Here is a 14537-nt window from a genome sequence, read left to right on the forward strand (position 1 = left end):
TGGGTTCAGTCTGCCAACAATTTGCTGATTAAAGCGTCATGACGCTGCTTTTGGCGGCTCATACGCAGACGTTCAGCGCGAATGATGGTTTTCAAGTCGCTTAACGCGGTATCAAAGTCGTCATTCACAATAAGATAATCATATTCGGCGTAATGGCTCATTTCTGCAACCGCTTGCGCCATTCGTTTGGCAATGACTTCTTCGCTATCTTGCCCGCGGCCGCGTAAACGGCGATCCAATTCGATCTTTGATGGCGGCAAAATAAAAATGCTGCGTGCTTGCGGCATCTTTTCGCGAATTTGCTGGGCGCCCTGCCAGTCGATATCCAGAAAAACATCAACGCCGGTTGCCAGCACTTGCTCAATGGTTTCGCGCGAAGTGCCGTAGTAATTGCCAAACACTTCCGCGTGCTCCAGAAACGCCTCCCTGCCAATCATGGTTTTAAACTCATCATGATTTACAAAGAAATAGTGCTCACCGTGCACTTCACCCGGACGCGGCGCGCGCGTGGTATGTGAAACGGAAACCTGAGTGTCATACAACGGTTGGGTTTTTAATAAAGCCTGAATCAGGCTGGATTTACCCGCGCCACTGGGGGCAGAAACAATATAAAGCGTACCTTGAGCCATGAGTATCTTACGTCTGTGATTATCGAAATAGAGCCTTGATACGGGCTTATTATACACATCGCCGTTATGCGACGTAGTCTTTGTCACACTTTTTGCGCCAGATTATTGCATTTTGCGTCCCTTTTTCCGCTTTTATCGCGTCGTTGCAGCAACCCACCAAAAAATCTGGAAAGCGGCTCGGATGATGCATTTTTACCTGTCGGTTTTTATTCACTAAAGCGCTATACCTGCCGGGCAATGTGCGCAGGAGGTCGTGATGAGATTATGGAAAAGTATGGCGTGGGGAATTTTATTGTGGCATTCGCAGAGTGGGGCGCTTTGCCCGGCCTGGCCGCCAGCAAGGGCCGCTGAAGAAATCGCCCGTTTACAGCAACAGCTCGCTGACTGGAATGACATCTACTGGAAACAAGGTGTTAGCGCGGTTGACGATAGTGTGTACGACCAACTCAGCGCAAGGCTGGTTCAGTGGCAACGCTGTGTTGGTCAGGATGTTTCATCTACTCCGGTTTCACCGCCGTTAAACGGTACAACAATGCATCCTGTTGCGCATACGGGCGTACGCAAACTCGCGGACCGACAGGCGGTAGAACAGTGGATGCGCGGGCGCAGCGAGCTTTGGGTACAGCCAAAAGTGGATGGCGTAGCGGTAACGCTGGTTTATCAAAACGGTAAACTGACCAGGGCCATTAGCCGGGGTAACGGACTACAAGGCGAGGACTGGATGCCAAAAATTCGCCTGATCCCCTCTATACCGCAGACAACACAAGGCGCGCTAGCTAACGCGGTGTTGCAGGGCGAAATCTTTCTACAGCGCGAGGGGCATATCCAGCAACGGATGGGCGGGATGAATGCGCGCTCGAAAGTCGCAGGAATGTTAATGCGCCAGGATAACGCCTCCGCGCTAAATTCGTTGGGTATTTTTATTTGGGCGTGGCCGGACGGTCCGGCAAATATGCCCGAAAGATTAAGCCAACTTGCTAAGGCTGGATTCAGTCTGACGAAGAAATATTCCCTGGCGGTAAAAGATGCCAGCGAGGTCGAGCGGGCGCGCCAGTCATGGCTGACGTCAGCATTACCCTTTGTAACGGATGGCGTAGTGATACGCATGGCTAAAGAGCCCGCGGCACAATACTGGCGACCCGGGCAGGGCGACTGGCTGGCAGCATGGAAATATCCGCCAGTAGCGCAGGTCGCGCAAGTGAGCGCTATTCAGTTCTCGGTGGGGAAAAGCGGCAAAATTACCGTAGTAGCGTCGCTTGTCCCCGTTATATTGGATGATAAGCGGGTTCAGCGGGTCAATATCGGCTCTGTGAAACGTTGGGAAGCGTGGGATATCGCGCCGGGCGATCAGATCCTGGTGAGTCTGGCGGGGCAAGGCATTCCCCGGCTTGATGAGGTCGTCTGGCGGAGTCGTGAGCGGAGTAAGCCTGTACCGCCTGATAGCCATTTCAACTCGCTGACCTGCTTTTACGCGTCGGCAACGTGTCAGGAACAGTTTATCTCCAGGCTGGTATGGCTGGGGTCACGGTCGGCGTTGGGTCTGGACGGAATGGGTGAAGCCAGCTGGCGGGCCTTGCATCAGACGCATCGCTTTGAGCATATCTTCTCCTGGCTTACCCTGACGTCAGCGCAAATAGCCAACACGCCAGGCTTTGCTAAAGGAAAAAGCGAGCAGATATGGCGGCAATTTAACCTGGCGCGCCGGCAGCCGTTTACCCGCTGGATCATGGCGATGGATATCCCCTTAACGCAGGCCGCATTACAGGCCAGCGGCGATCGCTCATGGGAGCAGTTATTAATGCGAACAGAGCAACACTGGCGGCAGTTGCCAGCGACGGGCGAGCGCCGTGCCGGGAGAGTTATCGACTGGCGGGATAATCCGCAGATCAAAACGCTGAGCAGATGGCTGGCTGCTCAGCATATTCCAGGATTTGGGTCTTAGTGCCCTTCATGGCGGTAATAAAATACCGGCAGGCCAAGTTTAAGACGTAGCGCTAATAACCTTGCTGTAAAGCCAAACAGTAGCGTAGAGATAACGACGACATCCGGATTCATGACGTAATGTTGCAGCGCAATATAGAGCACCGCCGAGGCGAACGAAATGCCGGCATATAGCTCTTTTTGAAACACCAGTGGAATGCGTTTGCAGAACATATCGCGGAGCACGCCGCCAAAGACGCCGGTAGTGACGGCGGCTACCACGGCGATAATTGGCCCTTCGCCCATATCAAGGGCTATCTGAGCGCCAATAATAGAGAAAACCACCAACCCCAGCGCGTCAAGTACCAGGAAAAGCTTGCGTAAATAGGGCATGACGGGGGCAACAATGGTGGTCAATACAGCGGCAGTCGCCACAATAATGACATATTCGGGATGCTTCACCCAACCCAGCGGATAGTGACCGAGCAGAATGTCGCGAACCGAGCCTCCACCAATGGCGGTGGCGGTAGCAATAATAATTACGCCGAATGTATCCATGCGACGACGACCCGCAGCGAGTGCGCCCGTCATGGCCTCGGCAGTGATGCCAATTAAATAAAGAACGTGCAACAGCATGATTTCCCCCTAATTTACTGGGGGCGAAGATTAACGATTTGTGCGCTGTATCACGATTGAGATTTTCTAAGGCATTACGCGATTAATAAATTTTAGTAATGATTTTAAATTTATGATTAATAATTATTTATTATAAATATCAATAAATTGAACGTCATTTTTGTGGTTTATTGTATGCGAGGTTTTTCTGTTTTGACTTAGATAAATTACCTGAACGGCGCCCTGGACGCGCCGCCGGTGAGTCATTTCATTATGGCTGCTGTGCGGTAAGTTGTGTGATGAAGCGCTGGCGCGAGCGTTCCACATACTGTTGCAAGCCATTGGAATCAAAGAAAGCCTGTGTATCGCCGTTGCGAAGTTGCTGTCGTTTCTCCAGTAGCCCGAAGCGGTCACCTTTGTTGGCAATAAAGATATCAACATGCTGGGCGGCCAGTGTCTTAAAGCTGCTCTGAATATCAGTAACCAGGTCAGGGTAATTTTTGTTGTTAATCAGCAGATAGTCAGGTGTGGCGAGACTATCTGCGTAAATTAGCGTCTTGCCGTTGCGGAGCGTTACGCGCCAGGAGGTTGAGCCGGGTAGATGTCCAGGCGTGAATAGCGCTGTCACGGTTATCCCTCCGAGGCTGATGCTTTCCTGGTTGTGGATAATTTTATCGGTGGTGACGGGCGGGAAGGGGAGCGCATCGCCAAGCGCAAAATCCTCTCGTCCACCCCTCGCCATCTGATCGGCGTTGGGTTGGCTGGCGACCAATTGTGCGCCGCTCCACGCTTTCAAACGTGCCATGCCCCCCGCTTGATCCAGCCGCGCATGGCTATTCAACAGATAGCGCACGTCTGTGAGGCGGAATCCTGCCGCTTCAATATTCGCTTTAATTTGCGGTGCGCTTTCATCCAACCCCGCATCAATAAGAATATGCCCTGCCGGAGTGGTCAGCAGAATAGAAGAGAGATTTTCCGTGCCGACATACCACACGCCTTCTGTGATTTGAAACGGCTTTATAGGCTTAGCCCACGCTTTAAACAGTGATAACGGAGGCGCGGGTGATAACGGTTGTGAAGGATCTAATGCCGCCATGGCAGGAAGTGCTGATGTTGAAAATATACATACAAGGAATAATGCATAGCGATTCATAATGTTCTCCTGATTGAAGCGCCCGCAGTATACCTGGCAGTAATTTAGCCAGGTTCAATAAGAGAAACGTTTAATGAACTTGCTGCAAATGGATATGAACCTGTTAAAAGTACTGTATGTGCTGCTGGAGACGAGCTCTACGGGGAAAACGGCGCAAAAGCTGGCTTTGTCGCCTTCTGCGGTAAGTCATGCGTTAATGAGATTGCGCGATGCGCTAAACGACCCGTTGTTTCGACGGGAAGGGAACCGCCAGATTGCTACGCCTTATGCGCAGGCGCTGCGTGACAAATTGGCGCCTGTGTTTGTTTCGCTTAATGAGGAGCTGTTTGGCGATAAAGAGAACGGCTCCCGTTGTTTCCGGGTGGTACTTCCTCCCGCATTGAACGCGCTGCTTACGCCCGTTCTCGCAGAGAAAGGTCATCTTCATCAGGCGGTGATCGAGTGCCTTCCTTTTGCCCGCCGACCCTGGCGTGATGAACTGTTGGATAGCTCGGTTGATTTGGTGCTGGCAATTGGCGACCATCAAAAGCAGGTAAGCGCTCTGCATTACGAGCGGGTGGGGACTACGCGTTTGATCGCGGTTTATGGCGCGCCATTGCGTTCACGTCTGGAGAATGCCGCAGAGTTGAATTTTGCTGATCTACAGCATTATCAGCACATTTACTGTTTGCCGTGGACAAAAGAGAACAATGAACTGGACAGGCAGCAGGCTCGTGCCGGGTTTGAACGTCCGCTGGCGTTTGTTTGTCATGATTACAGTCAACTTGCGCCTGCTGTCCAGTCGGCGCCGCTAATGGCGATTGTACCGCGCCCCTGGTATGAAAATTTATCCGATAAGCGCGGTCTTTTTGTCCTGCCGCTTGCCGGGGAGCAGGCGGAAGGCGCTATTTTTATGCAGTATCGGGCTTCGACGGTAGAGTGGAAGCGGCGCCTTATCGACGCTATTCGCCGGAAATTAAAAACGTACTACCGATAAACGCGAGAGCCCGCATAAGGCGGGCTCTGTGACATATTGAGCGCCAGAATTATTCAATATTCTGGATTTGCTCGCGCATTTGCTCGATCAACACTTTTAATTCAATAGCGGAGTTAGTTACATCAGCGTTGATGGATTTGGAGGCCAGGGTGTTCGACTCACGGTTAAATTCTTGCATCATGAAGTCCAGACGGCGACCTACCGCCTCTTTTTTCTTCAGAATGTTGTAAGTCTCTTTGACGTGCGCTTCCAGACGATCCAGCTCTTCCGCCACATCTATGCGTTGCGCCATCATCACCAGCTCTTGCTCCAGACGGTTGTTTTCCAACTGAACCTGAGCATCTTCCAGCTTCGCGACCAGACGTTCACGCTGCCATTGCAGGATTTCCGGCATATGCGCGCGGACTTTCGCTACTTCGGCGCTGACGCCTTCCAGCCGTTGTTCAATCAGCGCTTTCAGCGCCTGGCCTTCCGTTTCACGCGCGACGATAAAGTCATCCAGCGTACCGTCCAGCGCGGCTAGAATTTCTGCGGCAATCGCGTCCAGATCCTGCTCTTGCGCCGCCATGACACCTGGCCAGCGCAAAATATCAACCGGATTGATTTCCCCTTCGTCGCTCTGCATTTTGACCCAGTTTGCGGCGCTAACTAATTGTTTCGCGAGCTTTTCATTCAGAATAAGCTCGCCTTGCGCGCTGGCATCGGGTTCAAAACGCAGCATACATTCGACTTTGCCACGCGTCAGGCGTGTACGAATGCGTTCGCGCACGACGGGTTCAAGACTACGGAACTGTTCCGGCAGACGAAAGTAAGTTTCCAGATAACGCTGGTTTACCGAGCGCATTTCCCAGGTCGCGCTACCCCATTCACCCTTGATTTCACGCCGGGCGTAGGCGGTCATACTGCGGATCATAGATGTTCCCGTTTTTAAAGGAGAGATGAGGGGATTATAGCTATCCAGGCCTTGTCAGGATAGGAATAACCATCGGAAGTCCGTATAATGCGCAGCCACATTCGTTTTAAGCCGGAGATCTCAATATGCGTCCAGCAGGCCGTAGCGCTAATCAGGTGCGTCCCGTAACCCTGACCCGTAACTATACAAAACACGCTGAAGGCTCGGTACTGGTCGAATTTGGAGATACCAAAGTGTTGTGCACCGCCTCCATTGAAGAAGGTGTCCCACGTTTTCTGAAAGGACAAGGCCAGGGGTGGATCACCGCAGAGTATGGCATGTTGCCTCGCGCTACTCATACCCGTAACGCGCGCGAAGCGGCAAAGGGTAAGCAGGGCGGTCGTACTATGGAAATTCAGCGTTTGATCGCGCGTGCGCTGCGTGCGGCGGTCGATCTGAAAACGCTCGGCGAATTTACCATTACGCTGGACTGCGATGTAATCCAGGCCGATGGCGGTACGCGTACAGCGTCTATTACCGGCGCCTGCGTGGCGTTGGCGGATGCGCTGAATAAATTGGTTGCCAACGGTAAGCTGAAAACCAACCCGATGAAAGGCATGGTGGCGGCGGTTTCCGTAGGCATCGTTAACGGCGAAGCGATCTGCGATCTGGAATATGTTGAAGATTCCGCCGCAGAAACCGACATGAACGTCGTGATGACTGAAGACGGCCGCATTATTGAAGTTCAGGGTACTGCGGAAGGCGAGCCGTTCAGCCATGAAGAACTTCTCACTTTGTTGGCGCTGGCCCGAGGGGGAATTGAATCCATTGTGGCGACGCAGAAGGCGGCGTTAGAAAATTGATTTTAAGGCGACTGAAAAGTCGCCTTTTTTTTGTCCGTAAATTTCGTAAATGATGAAAGTAAGAAAAGGAGCGAATCCATGAAACCGTATCAGCGCCAGTTTATTGAGTTTGCGCTTAACAAGCAGGTACTAAAGTTTGGCGAGTTTACGCTGAAATCCGGGCGCAAAAGCCCCTATTTCTTCAACGCCGGGCTGTTTAATACCGGGCGCGACCTGGCGTTGTTAGGCCGTTTTTATGCCGAAGCGCTGGTGGATTCCGGTATTGAATTTGATCTGCTGTTTGGCCCCGCGTACAAAGGTATTCCGATCGCGACGACGACGGCGGTTGCGCTGGCGGAACATCACGATAAAGACCTGCCGTACTGCTTTAACCGCAAAGAGGCAAAAGATCATGGCGAAGGCGGGAGTCTGGTGGGCAGCGCGCTACAGGGCCGCGTGATGCTGGTGGATGACGTGATTACCGCAGGTACGGCGATTCGCGAGTCGATGGAGATTATTCAGGCGCACGGGGCTACGCTGGCTGGCGTACTGATTTCGCTGGATCGTCAGGAACGTGGCCGCGGCGAGATTTCCGCGATTCAGGAAGTGGAGCGCGACTATGGTTGTAAGGTTATCTCCATCATTACGCTGAAAGACCTGATTGCCTATCTGGAAGAAAAACCTGATATGGCTGAGCATCTGGCGGCTGTGCGAGCATACCGGGAAGAATTTGGCGTGTAAGCGAATTGCCCGGTGGCGCTTTACCGGGCTTATGTTTCTGTCGCCTGGATAAGGCGTGAGCCACTATCCAGTCAGCGTTACTGTAGCTGAGCGGCAATGAGCGGCCAGCGGGCGTCGAAATCGTCCGTTGGGCGGTATTTAAATTCGCTACGCACGAACCGTGAAAGCATACCTTCACAGAAGGCTAACAGCTGGCTTGCCAGCAGATTTTCATCCGTCGTGTAGCCTTCGCCTTCACGCATTCTTTTTTCTCGTAGCACCTGGCGGAGCTGCGCTTCGATGCGTTCAAAAAGCTGATTAATGCGCCCCTGCAGGCGATCCTGTTCAAACATCAGCGCGTGCCCGGTAAGAATGCGCGTCAGGCCAGGGTTGCGTTCGCCAAAACCCAGAATCAGCAACACAATCAGGCGCAAACGCGTGCTGGTGTTTTTTTCATCTTTTAAAATCAGATTGATACGGGTAATCAGACTATCTTCGATAAACTCAATCAGGCTATCGAACATGCGGGTCTTGCTGGGAAAATGGCGGTATAGCGCCGCTTCGGAAACGCCGACCGAGGCCGCCAGTTTTGCCGTCGTGATGCGTTGGCTTCCATCGCTGGATTCAAGCATCAGCGCCAGTGACTGAAGTATTTCTTCGCGACGATTCCTTTTCGCAGTTTGTTTTTCTGCCATGTTACAAAATACCCCTGAAAATAAGCACTTGCCAGGCGAGCACCCACGCTATAACCGCAAACTCAGCGCTTGCGGCAGTATTATGACGTTATGGGGATGCGTAAAATTTACTTACGGCCAGAATGACCGAAGCCGCCCTCGCCACGTTCGGTGGCGTCAAATGCTTCCACCAGATTAAATTCGGCCTGAACGACCGGAACAAACACCATTTGCGCGATACGTTCGCCCGGTTCAATGGTAAAACTGTCCTGACCACGGTTCCAGATCGAAACCATCAGTTGCCCCTGATAATCGGAATCAATCAGCCCGACCAGGTTGCCCAGCACGATACCATGTTTATGGCCCAGGCCAGAACGCGGCAACATGACTGCCGCCAGTGATGGATCGGCGATATGAATGGCCAATCCGGTAGGCACCAACGTCGTTGCGCCAGGCGCCAGTTCTACGGCGTCGTCGAGACAGGCGCGCAGGTCAAGCCCGGCAGAACCAGAAGTAGCATAAGTCGGCAGCGGAAACTGCTGACCAACACGCGGGTCCAGAATCTTAACGTCGATTTTTTTCATCATAACGGGTCACGATCTCGTCGAGTAATAATTGGCCCAGGAGTTCTTTTCGCTCAAGCGGTAAGACTTTATCTCCATCCTGCCAGAAAAGGTGTAAAGCGTTTTTATCGCTATTAAATCCCTGATTTGAAATAGAAACATCATTTGCACAAATCAGGTCAAGGTTCTTACGGATACGTTTTTGCCGGGCGTATTCTTCCACATTATTCGTTTCCGCGGCAAACCCAACAACATAGGGGCGATTGTCACTGAGTGCGGCCACCCCGGCGACAATGTCCGGGTTTTTGACCATTTTTATTAGTAATTCATCACCTTGCGCCGCCTGTTTTTTGATTTTTTCACTGGCGATAGTCTCTGCGCGATAGTCAGCCACGGCGGCGCAGCTAATGAAAATATGCTGCTGTTGAACGGCGGCCTGAACAGCGGCTTCCATGTCCAGCGCGGTTATGACATCAACCCGTTTTACAAAAGGCGGCGTCGGTAACGAAACGGGACCGGAGACCAGCGTGACATTTGCGCCGCGACGCGCGGCGGCCGCCGCAATAGCGAAGCCCATTTTACCGGAGCTGTGGTTGGAAATATAACGCACCGGGTCGAGCGGTTCGCGCGTCGGGCCTGCCGTAATCATGATATTAAGATGTCGCAAATCGTTGACGGCAGCGAAATGCGCGGCGGCCTTATCAACGATAACTAATGGGTCCAGCATTCGGCCTGGGCCTACATCGCCGCACGCCTGACTGCCGCTATCCGGCCCCCAAATGAACAGGCCGCGAGAGGCGAGCACCTCCAGATTATGTTGCGTGGCGGCAGCGCGGTACATCTGTTGGTTCATGGCCGGAAGAACGGCCACCGGGGCTGGCGTCGCCAGGCAGATGGTGGAGACTAAATCATTAGCCATACCCGATGCTACACGGGCGATCAGATCGGCGGTCGCGGGGGCAAGAATCACCAGGTCGGCCCATTTCCCCAACTCGATATGCCCCATCGCAGCTTCGGCGGCAGGGTCAAGCAGACTGTCGGATACGGGATAGCCCGACACTGCCTGTAAGCTCAGGGGGGTAATAAAGGCTTTTGCCGCCTCGGTCATTGCCACGCGCACGTCAGCGCCGCGCTCACGTAAACGGCGCACCAGCTCCGGCGTTTTATACGCAGCGATACCGCCGCTAACGCCGAGAACAATTTTTTTACCGGCCAGGCTCATCATGTCTTTCCTGTTGGGTGACTTTGAAAGGCGGCTATTTTATCACAATCTCTACGGCGTCGTGTCTTTGCCTGCGCTCCACTTTGCGAGGCGCTACGCAAGAACAAAATCGGGGCGTCGATCTCTCCCAAAGGCTGTGCCACTATGCCGCTTCCTTAAAAAAGGAGGTGCGCGTATGGATACGTTGGACGAATTATTACCGCGTGAAAAAATGCTCAGATCCGGCATTGCTTCCCTCAGCGACGTGGAGCTGCTGGCGCTTTTTTTACGTACCGGCACGCCGGGAAAAGATGTTATGACGTTGGCAAAAGAGATATTGCAGCACTTTGGGTCGCTGTATGGCCTGCTGTCGGCGGACTTTGCGCAGTTTCGCGGCGTAAACGGCATCGGCCTGGCGAAATTCGCGCAGTTGAAAGGCATTGCTGAGCTGGCAAGGCGCTATTACAGCGTGCGCATGAATGAGGAAAGTGCGTTGCTGAGTCCGGAAATGACGCGGGAATTTCTGCAAAGCCAACTGACGGGCGAAGAGCGTGAGATCTTTCTGGTGATCTTCCTCGATGCCCAGCACCGGGTGCTTCAGCACAGCCGCCTGTTTTCCGGCACGCTTAACCACGTAGAGGTGCATCCGCGTGAGATTGTTCGGGAAGCGATTAAACTCAATGCTTCAGCGGTCATTCTGGCGCATAATCACCCTTCAGGCTGCGCAGAGCCAAGTAAAGCAGATAAACTTATCACTGAGCGCGTGATAAAGTGTTGCCAGTTTATGGATATCCGGGTGCTCGATCACCTGATAATTGGGCGCGGAGAGTACGTTTCTTTTGCCGAACGCGGCTGGATTTAAGATTCTTTGCGCGATCCATCGGGATCTTTGTCTGTTCGGGACTTGAGCATATCGCCGGGTCAGCGTATACTACGCCACCTTTGAGAATCTCGGGTTTGGCATTTGGGCCTGGCAATCGAGAGTTCAATAGAACTGCGCGATGACCAGGCTGTAAAGCCTGACGAGGCGCCGATACCCCATACGAAGCTCGAGCTAATTTGATTTTTGGAGAATAGACATGTCCCGAGTCTGCCAAGTTACTGGCAAGCGTCCGGTGACCGGTAACAACCGTTCCCACGCACTGAACGCGACTAAACGCCGTTTCCTGCCTAACCTGCACTCTCACCGTTTCTGGGTTGAGAGCGAGAAGCGTTTTGTCACCCTGCGTGTATCTGCTAAAGGTATGCGTATCATCGATAAAAAAGGCATCGAAACAGTTCTGTCTGAACTGCGTGCCCGTGGCGAAAAGTACTAAGTACTAAGAGGAAATAAGTCATGGCTAAAGGTATTCGTGAGAAAATCAAGCTGGTTTCTTCTGCTGGTACTGGTCACTTCTATACCACGACGAAGAACAAACGTACTAAACCGGAAAAACTGGAACTGAAAAAATTCGATCCAGTTGTCCGTCAGCACGTGATCTACAAAGAAGCGAAAATCAAATAATTCTCGCTTTGATGTAACAAAAACCTCGCTTCGGCGGGGTTTTTTGTTTTCTGGCCGTCCCCATATTAATGAGACCTGCCACACAGCCGGAGACGTTATGCCTGAATTACCCGAAGTTGAAACCAGCCGCCGGGGTATTGAACCCCATTTAGTTGGCGCTACTATCCTGCACGCCCATATCCGTAACGGCCGTCTGCGCTGGCCGGTTTCAGACGAAATTTATCGTCTGAGCGATACACCCGTCCTTAGCGTTCAGCGTCGTGCTAAATATTTACTGCTGGAGCTGCCTGACGGCTGGATAATTATTCACCTGGGGATGTCGGGAAGCTTGCGGATACTGTCGGAAGCGCTGCCGGCGGAAAAGCACGACCATGTCGATTTGGTGATGAGCAATGGCAAAATTCTACGTTATACCGATCCTCGCCGCTTTGGCGCCTGGTTATGGACCAAAGAGCTGGAAGGGCATAACGTACTGGCGCATCTGGGACCGGAGCCGCTAAGCGATGAGTTTAATGGCGAATATTTGCAGCAGAAATGCGCGAAGAAGAAGACGGCGATTAAACCCTGGCTGATGGATAACAAGCTGGTGGTCGGCGTGGGGAATATCTACGCCAGCGAGTCGCTGTTTGCCGCTGGTATTCACCCTGACCGCCTGGCGTCGTCACTCTCGACAGAGGAGTGCGACCTGCTGGCGCGGGTGATTAAAGCCGTTTTGCTGCGCTCTATTGAACAAGGCGGGACAACGCTGAAGGATTTTCTGCAAAGCGATGGGAAGCCGGGCTATTTTGCGCAGGAGTTGCAGGTGTACGGGCGCAAAGGCGAGCCGTGTCGGGTATGCGGTACGCCGATAGTCGCAACGAAACACGCACAGCGTGCGACGTTCTATTGCCGTCACTGTCAGAAGTAAAACGCCAGGCCAGGCAAGGAAACTTATTTCAACTTATCCATTAGCGCCTGATACACGTTGTCCGGCAGAAAGTGGGTCACATCGCCCTGATGGCGCGCCACTTCTTTGACCAGCGACGATGAAATAAACGACCACTCTTTGGACGGCATCAGGAAAACGCTTTCCAGTTGCGGCATCAGATGGCGATTCATATGCGCCAACTGCATTTCATATTCAAAATCCGCCACCGCGCGCAGACCACGAATCAGGATATTCGCCTGTCTGTCGCGGGCGAAATTGGCCATCAGGTCGCTAAAGCCCACCACCTCTACGTTATCCAGGTGTGCGGTCGCTTTTTGCGCCAGCGCCACACGTTCGTCCAGGGTGAACATGGGTTTCTTGCCGGGGCTGGCGGCGATGGCCAGAATGACATGGTCGAACATCTGCGTTGCGCGCGTCACAATATCGAGATGACCGTTAGTAATCGGATCAAACGTACCTGGATAAATCGCCCGTTTTTGCATGACAGTCCTCAATGCGTTTTCGGTGGCAGATAAGGTTCCAGCAGTTGCAGCAGACGCTGGAGCGCGCCCTGATTTTGATACAGCACTTCAACTGCGTGACGTCCGTAGAAATTACGATAATCAGCGTCGGTCAGTAAAGAGGAAACTTCTTTTGCCAGCGTAGCCGCATCGGTAATCGTGATAAGTCCGCTCGCCTGATCCAGACGGGCGCAAATATCTTTAAAGTTAAAGGTATGCGGACCCATCAGTACCGGAATCGCATGAGCGGCGGCCTCCAGCGGGTTATGACCGCCGCGTTCAACCAGCGAACCACCAACAAAGGCGAGATCGGCAATGCCATAGAGCAACATTAATTCGCCCATGGTATCGCCTACCACGACCTGGGTGCTGGCGGACGGTACTTCGCCCGAAGAACGAGTGATGTAGCTTAACCCTGCCTGACGCACAAGATTGATAGCATCCGGGAAACGCTCCGGATGGCGGGGCACCAGAATCAGTAATAAATTCGGGAATTGATGTAATAACGCCTGGTGAGCGGCGATAACGATACTCTCTTCGCCATCGTGGGTGCTGGTGGCAATCCAGACCGGACGGTGCGGCGCCCACTGGCGGCGTAGCGTAACGGCTTTAGCCGCCAGCTGCGGCGTAACTGAAATATCAAATTTCAGACTGCCGGTGACCGTGACCTGATTGTTCTTCGCGCCCAATGCCACAAAGCGTTCGCCATCTTCTTCGTTTTGCGCGGCAATCAGGGTGATACGGCGCAAGAGCGTACGGACAAACTTGCCAAGCTTCGCATAACCCGCGGCGGAGCGGGCGGAAAGCCGCGCATTAGCGATAACCAGCGGAATATGACGTTTGTGCAGCGCAGCAATCAGATTTGGCCAGAGCTCAGTCTCCATGATCAATACCAGCTTAGGATCAATCTTATTGAGGAAACGATTGAGCGCATCGGGCAAATCATAAGGCAAGTAAACGTGCTGAACATCGTTGCCAAAGGCGGACTGGACGCGCTCCGAGCCGGTCGGCGTCATGGTCGTTACGGTAATAGGCAGATCGGGATAGCGATGACGTAGAGCGCGGACCAATGGGATGGCCGCCAGAGTTTCGCCCACCGAGACGGAATGCAGCATGATTCCGCCCGGTTTCAACGGACGGCGGTAGAATCCGTAGCGTTCACCCCAGCGTTTACGATAGGCCGGCGCTTTACGTCCACGCACCCAAAGCCGTATCCAGATCAGAGGCTGAATAAGGTAGAGAAGAGCGGTGTAAAGCAATTCGAGCATAGTAAATAGCTGACTTATGGATGTGCTGGGGATTCTATGTATTTAGCCTGGGCTTTACCATTACTTTTCCCATTTTTGCGCCAAATTGGCTCAGAAGCGAGGATTCCAGGCGCTGAACCCCATTATTTTTGCATTTTTACGCAATCCATTGA

At 52.8% G+C, this 14537-nt stretch carries 17 protein-coding genes; 8 read left to right on the forward strand and 9 right to left on the reverse strand.

The genetic code is table 11. The features are described from left to right. Positions 1 to 5: 5 nt before the first annotated feature. Complete coding sequence (gmk, locus tag K8W53_RS00485) at positions 6 to 629, reverse strand: guanylate kinase (RefSeq protein ID WP_000046966.1); 624 nt, start codon at positions 627 to 629, stop codon at positions 6 to 8. A gap of 256 nt (positions 630 to 885) precedes the next feature. Between gmk and ligB the strand changes: the two genes are divergently transcribed. Then, complete coding sequence (gene ligB, locus K8W53_RS00490; protein ID WP_023225115.1) at positions 886 to 2571, forward strand: NAD-dependent DNA ligase LigB; 1686 nt, start codon at positions 886 to 888, stop codon at positions 2569 to 2571. Here ligB and K8W53_RS00495 read toward each other — a convergent pair. Next, complete coding sequence (locus K8W53_RS00495) at positions 2568 to 3185, reverse strand: trimeric intracellular cation channel family protein (RefSeq protein ID WP_000924334.1); 618 nt, start codon at positions 3183 to 3185, stop codon at positions 2568 to 2570. The two genes, ligB and K8W53_RS00495, sit on opposite strands and share 4 nt — an antisense overlap. Before the next feature lie 250 nt (positions 3186 to 3435). After that, positions 3436 to 4317 carry an HARLDQ motif MBL-fold protein gene (locus tag K8W53_RS00500; RefSeq protein ID WP_023138289.1) on the reverse strand — a complete coding sequence of 294 codons (882 nt, stop codon included), beginning with the start codon at positions 4315 to 4317 and terminating at the stop codon, positions 3436 to 3438. A 73-nt stretch (positions 4318 to 4390) separates the two neighbouring features. Between K8W53_RS00500 and K8W53_RS00505 the strand changes: the two genes are divergently transcribed. Beyond that, positions 4391 to 5293 carry a LysR family transcriptional regulator gene (locus tag K8W53_RS00505; protein WP_017442019.1) on the forward strand — a complete coding sequence of 301 codons (903 nt, stop codon included), beginning with the start codon at positions 4391 to 4393 and terminating at the stop codon, positions 5291 to 5293. 49 nt (positions 5294 to 5342) lie between these two features. Here the strand turns inward: K8W53_RS00505 and K8W53_RS00510 are convergent, their stop codons facing one another. After that, the gene (locus tag K8W53_RS00510; RefSeq protein ID WP_000621352.1) at positions 5343 to 6206 is read right to left on the reverse strand and encodes a YicC/YloC family endoribonuclease; all 864 of its coding nucleotides are present in this window, start codon (positions 6204 to 6206) and stop codon (positions 5343 to 5345) included. 125 nt (positions 6207 to 6331) lie between these two features. On the opposite strand from K8W53_RS00510, the gene rph reads away from it, so the two are divergent. Together rph and pyrE are read left to right on the forward strand one after the other, a co-directional pair. Then, positions 6332 to 7048: a ribonuclease PH gene (gene rph, locus K8W53_RS00515; RefSeq protein WP_001247078.1), complete on the forward strand. Its 717-nt coding sequence runs from the start codon at positions 6332 to 6334 to the stop codon at positions 7046 to 7048. A gap of 78 nt (positions 7049 to 7126) precedes the next feature. Continuing rightward, complete coding sequence (gene pyrE / locus K8W53_RS00520; protein ID WP_000806167.1) at positions 7127 to 7768, forward strand: orotate phosphoribosyltransferase; 642 nt, start codon at positions 7127 to 7129, stop codon at positions 7766 to 7768. 77 nt (positions 7769 to 7845) lie between these two features. On the opposite strand, the gene slmA is transcribed toward pyrE, so the two are convergent. From slmA to coaBC, 3 genes are all read right to left on the reverse strand, one after another. Then, positions 7846 to 8442 (reverse strand): nucleoid occlusion factor SlmA, encoded by a 597-nt coding sequence (gene slmA, locus K8W53_RS00525; protein ID WP_000818607.1) that lies wholly within the window; start codon positions 8440 to 8442, stop codon positions 7846 to 7848. Positions 8443 to 8549: 107 nt separating this feature from the next. Further along, entirely contained in the window at positions 8550 to 9008 is a 459-nt protein-coding gene (dut, locus tag K8W53_RS00530) for a dUTP diphosphatase (protein ID WP_000976078.1), read from the reverse strand. After that, positions 8986 to 10206: a bifunctional phosphopantothenoylcysteine decarboxylase/phosphopantothenate--cysteine ligase CoaBC gene (gene coaBC, locus K8W53_RS00535; protein ID WP_023225114.1), complete on the reverse strand. Its 1221-nt coding sequence runs from the start codon at positions 10204 to 10206 to the stop codon at positions 8986 to 8988. The genes dut and coaBC overlap by 23 nt, the downstream gene beginning before the upstream one ends. Positions 10207 to 10381: 175 nt before the next feature. Between coaBC and radC the strand changes: the two genes are divergently transcribed. From radC to mutM, 4 genes are all read left to right on the forward strand, one after another. Then, positions 10382 to 11047, forward strand: coding sequence for a RadC family protein (radC, locus tag K8W53_RS00540; protein ID WP_000380129.1), 666 nt, complete (start codon positions 10382 to 10384; stop codon positions 11045 to 11047). A 217-nt stretch (positions 11048 to 11264) separates the two neighbouring features. After that, the gene (gene rpmB / locus K8W53_RS00545; RefSeq protein WP_001519051.1) at positions 11265 to 11501 is read left to right on the forward strand and encodes a 50S ribosomal protein L28; all 237 of its coding nucleotides are present in this window, start codon (positions 11265 to 11267) and stop codon (positions 11499 to 11501) included. A 20-nt stretch (positions 11502 to 11521) separates the two neighbouring features. Then, positions 11522 to 11689: a 50S ribosomal protein L33 gene (gene rpmG / locus K8W53_RS00550; RefSeq protein ID WP_001051798.1), complete on the forward strand. Its 168-nt coding sequence runs from the start codon at positions 11522 to 11524 to the stop codon at positions 11687 to 11689. 97 nt (positions 11690 to 11786) lie between these two features. Further along, entirely contained in the window at positions 11787 to 12596 is an 810-nt protein-coding gene (gene mutM, locus K8W53_RS00555) for a bifunctional DNA-formamidopyrimidine glycosylase/DNA-(apurinic or apyrimidinic site) lyase (protein ID WP_001114515.1), read from the forward strand. Between the two features lie 23 nt (positions 12597 to 12619). Here the strand turns inward: mutM and coaD are convergent, their stop codons facing one another. Next, a complete protein-coding gene (gene coaD, locus K8W53_RS00560; RefSeq protein WP_001171882.1) occupies positions 12620 to 13099 on the reverse strand; it encodes a pantetheine-phosphate adenylyltransferase in 480 nt (159 codons plus the stop codon). Between the two features lie 8 nt (positions 13100 to 13107). Further along, on the reverse strand, positions 13108 to 14385 hold the full coding sequence (waaA, locus tag K8W53_RS00565; RefSeq protein ID WP_000891582.1) for a lipid IV(A) 3-deoxy-D-manno-octulosonic acid transferase: 1278 nt from the start codon (positions 14383 to 14385) through the stop codon (positions 13108 to 13110). Positions 14386 to 14537: the final 152 nt, after the last annotated feature.

Origin of the sequence: Salmonella sp. A29-2 (genome assembly GCF_020150755.1) — a bacterium.
In the GTDB taxonomy this organism is placed as follows: domain Bacteria; phylum Pseudomonadota; class Gammaproteobacteria; order Enterobacterales; family Enterobacteriaceae; genus Salmonella; species Salmonella enterica.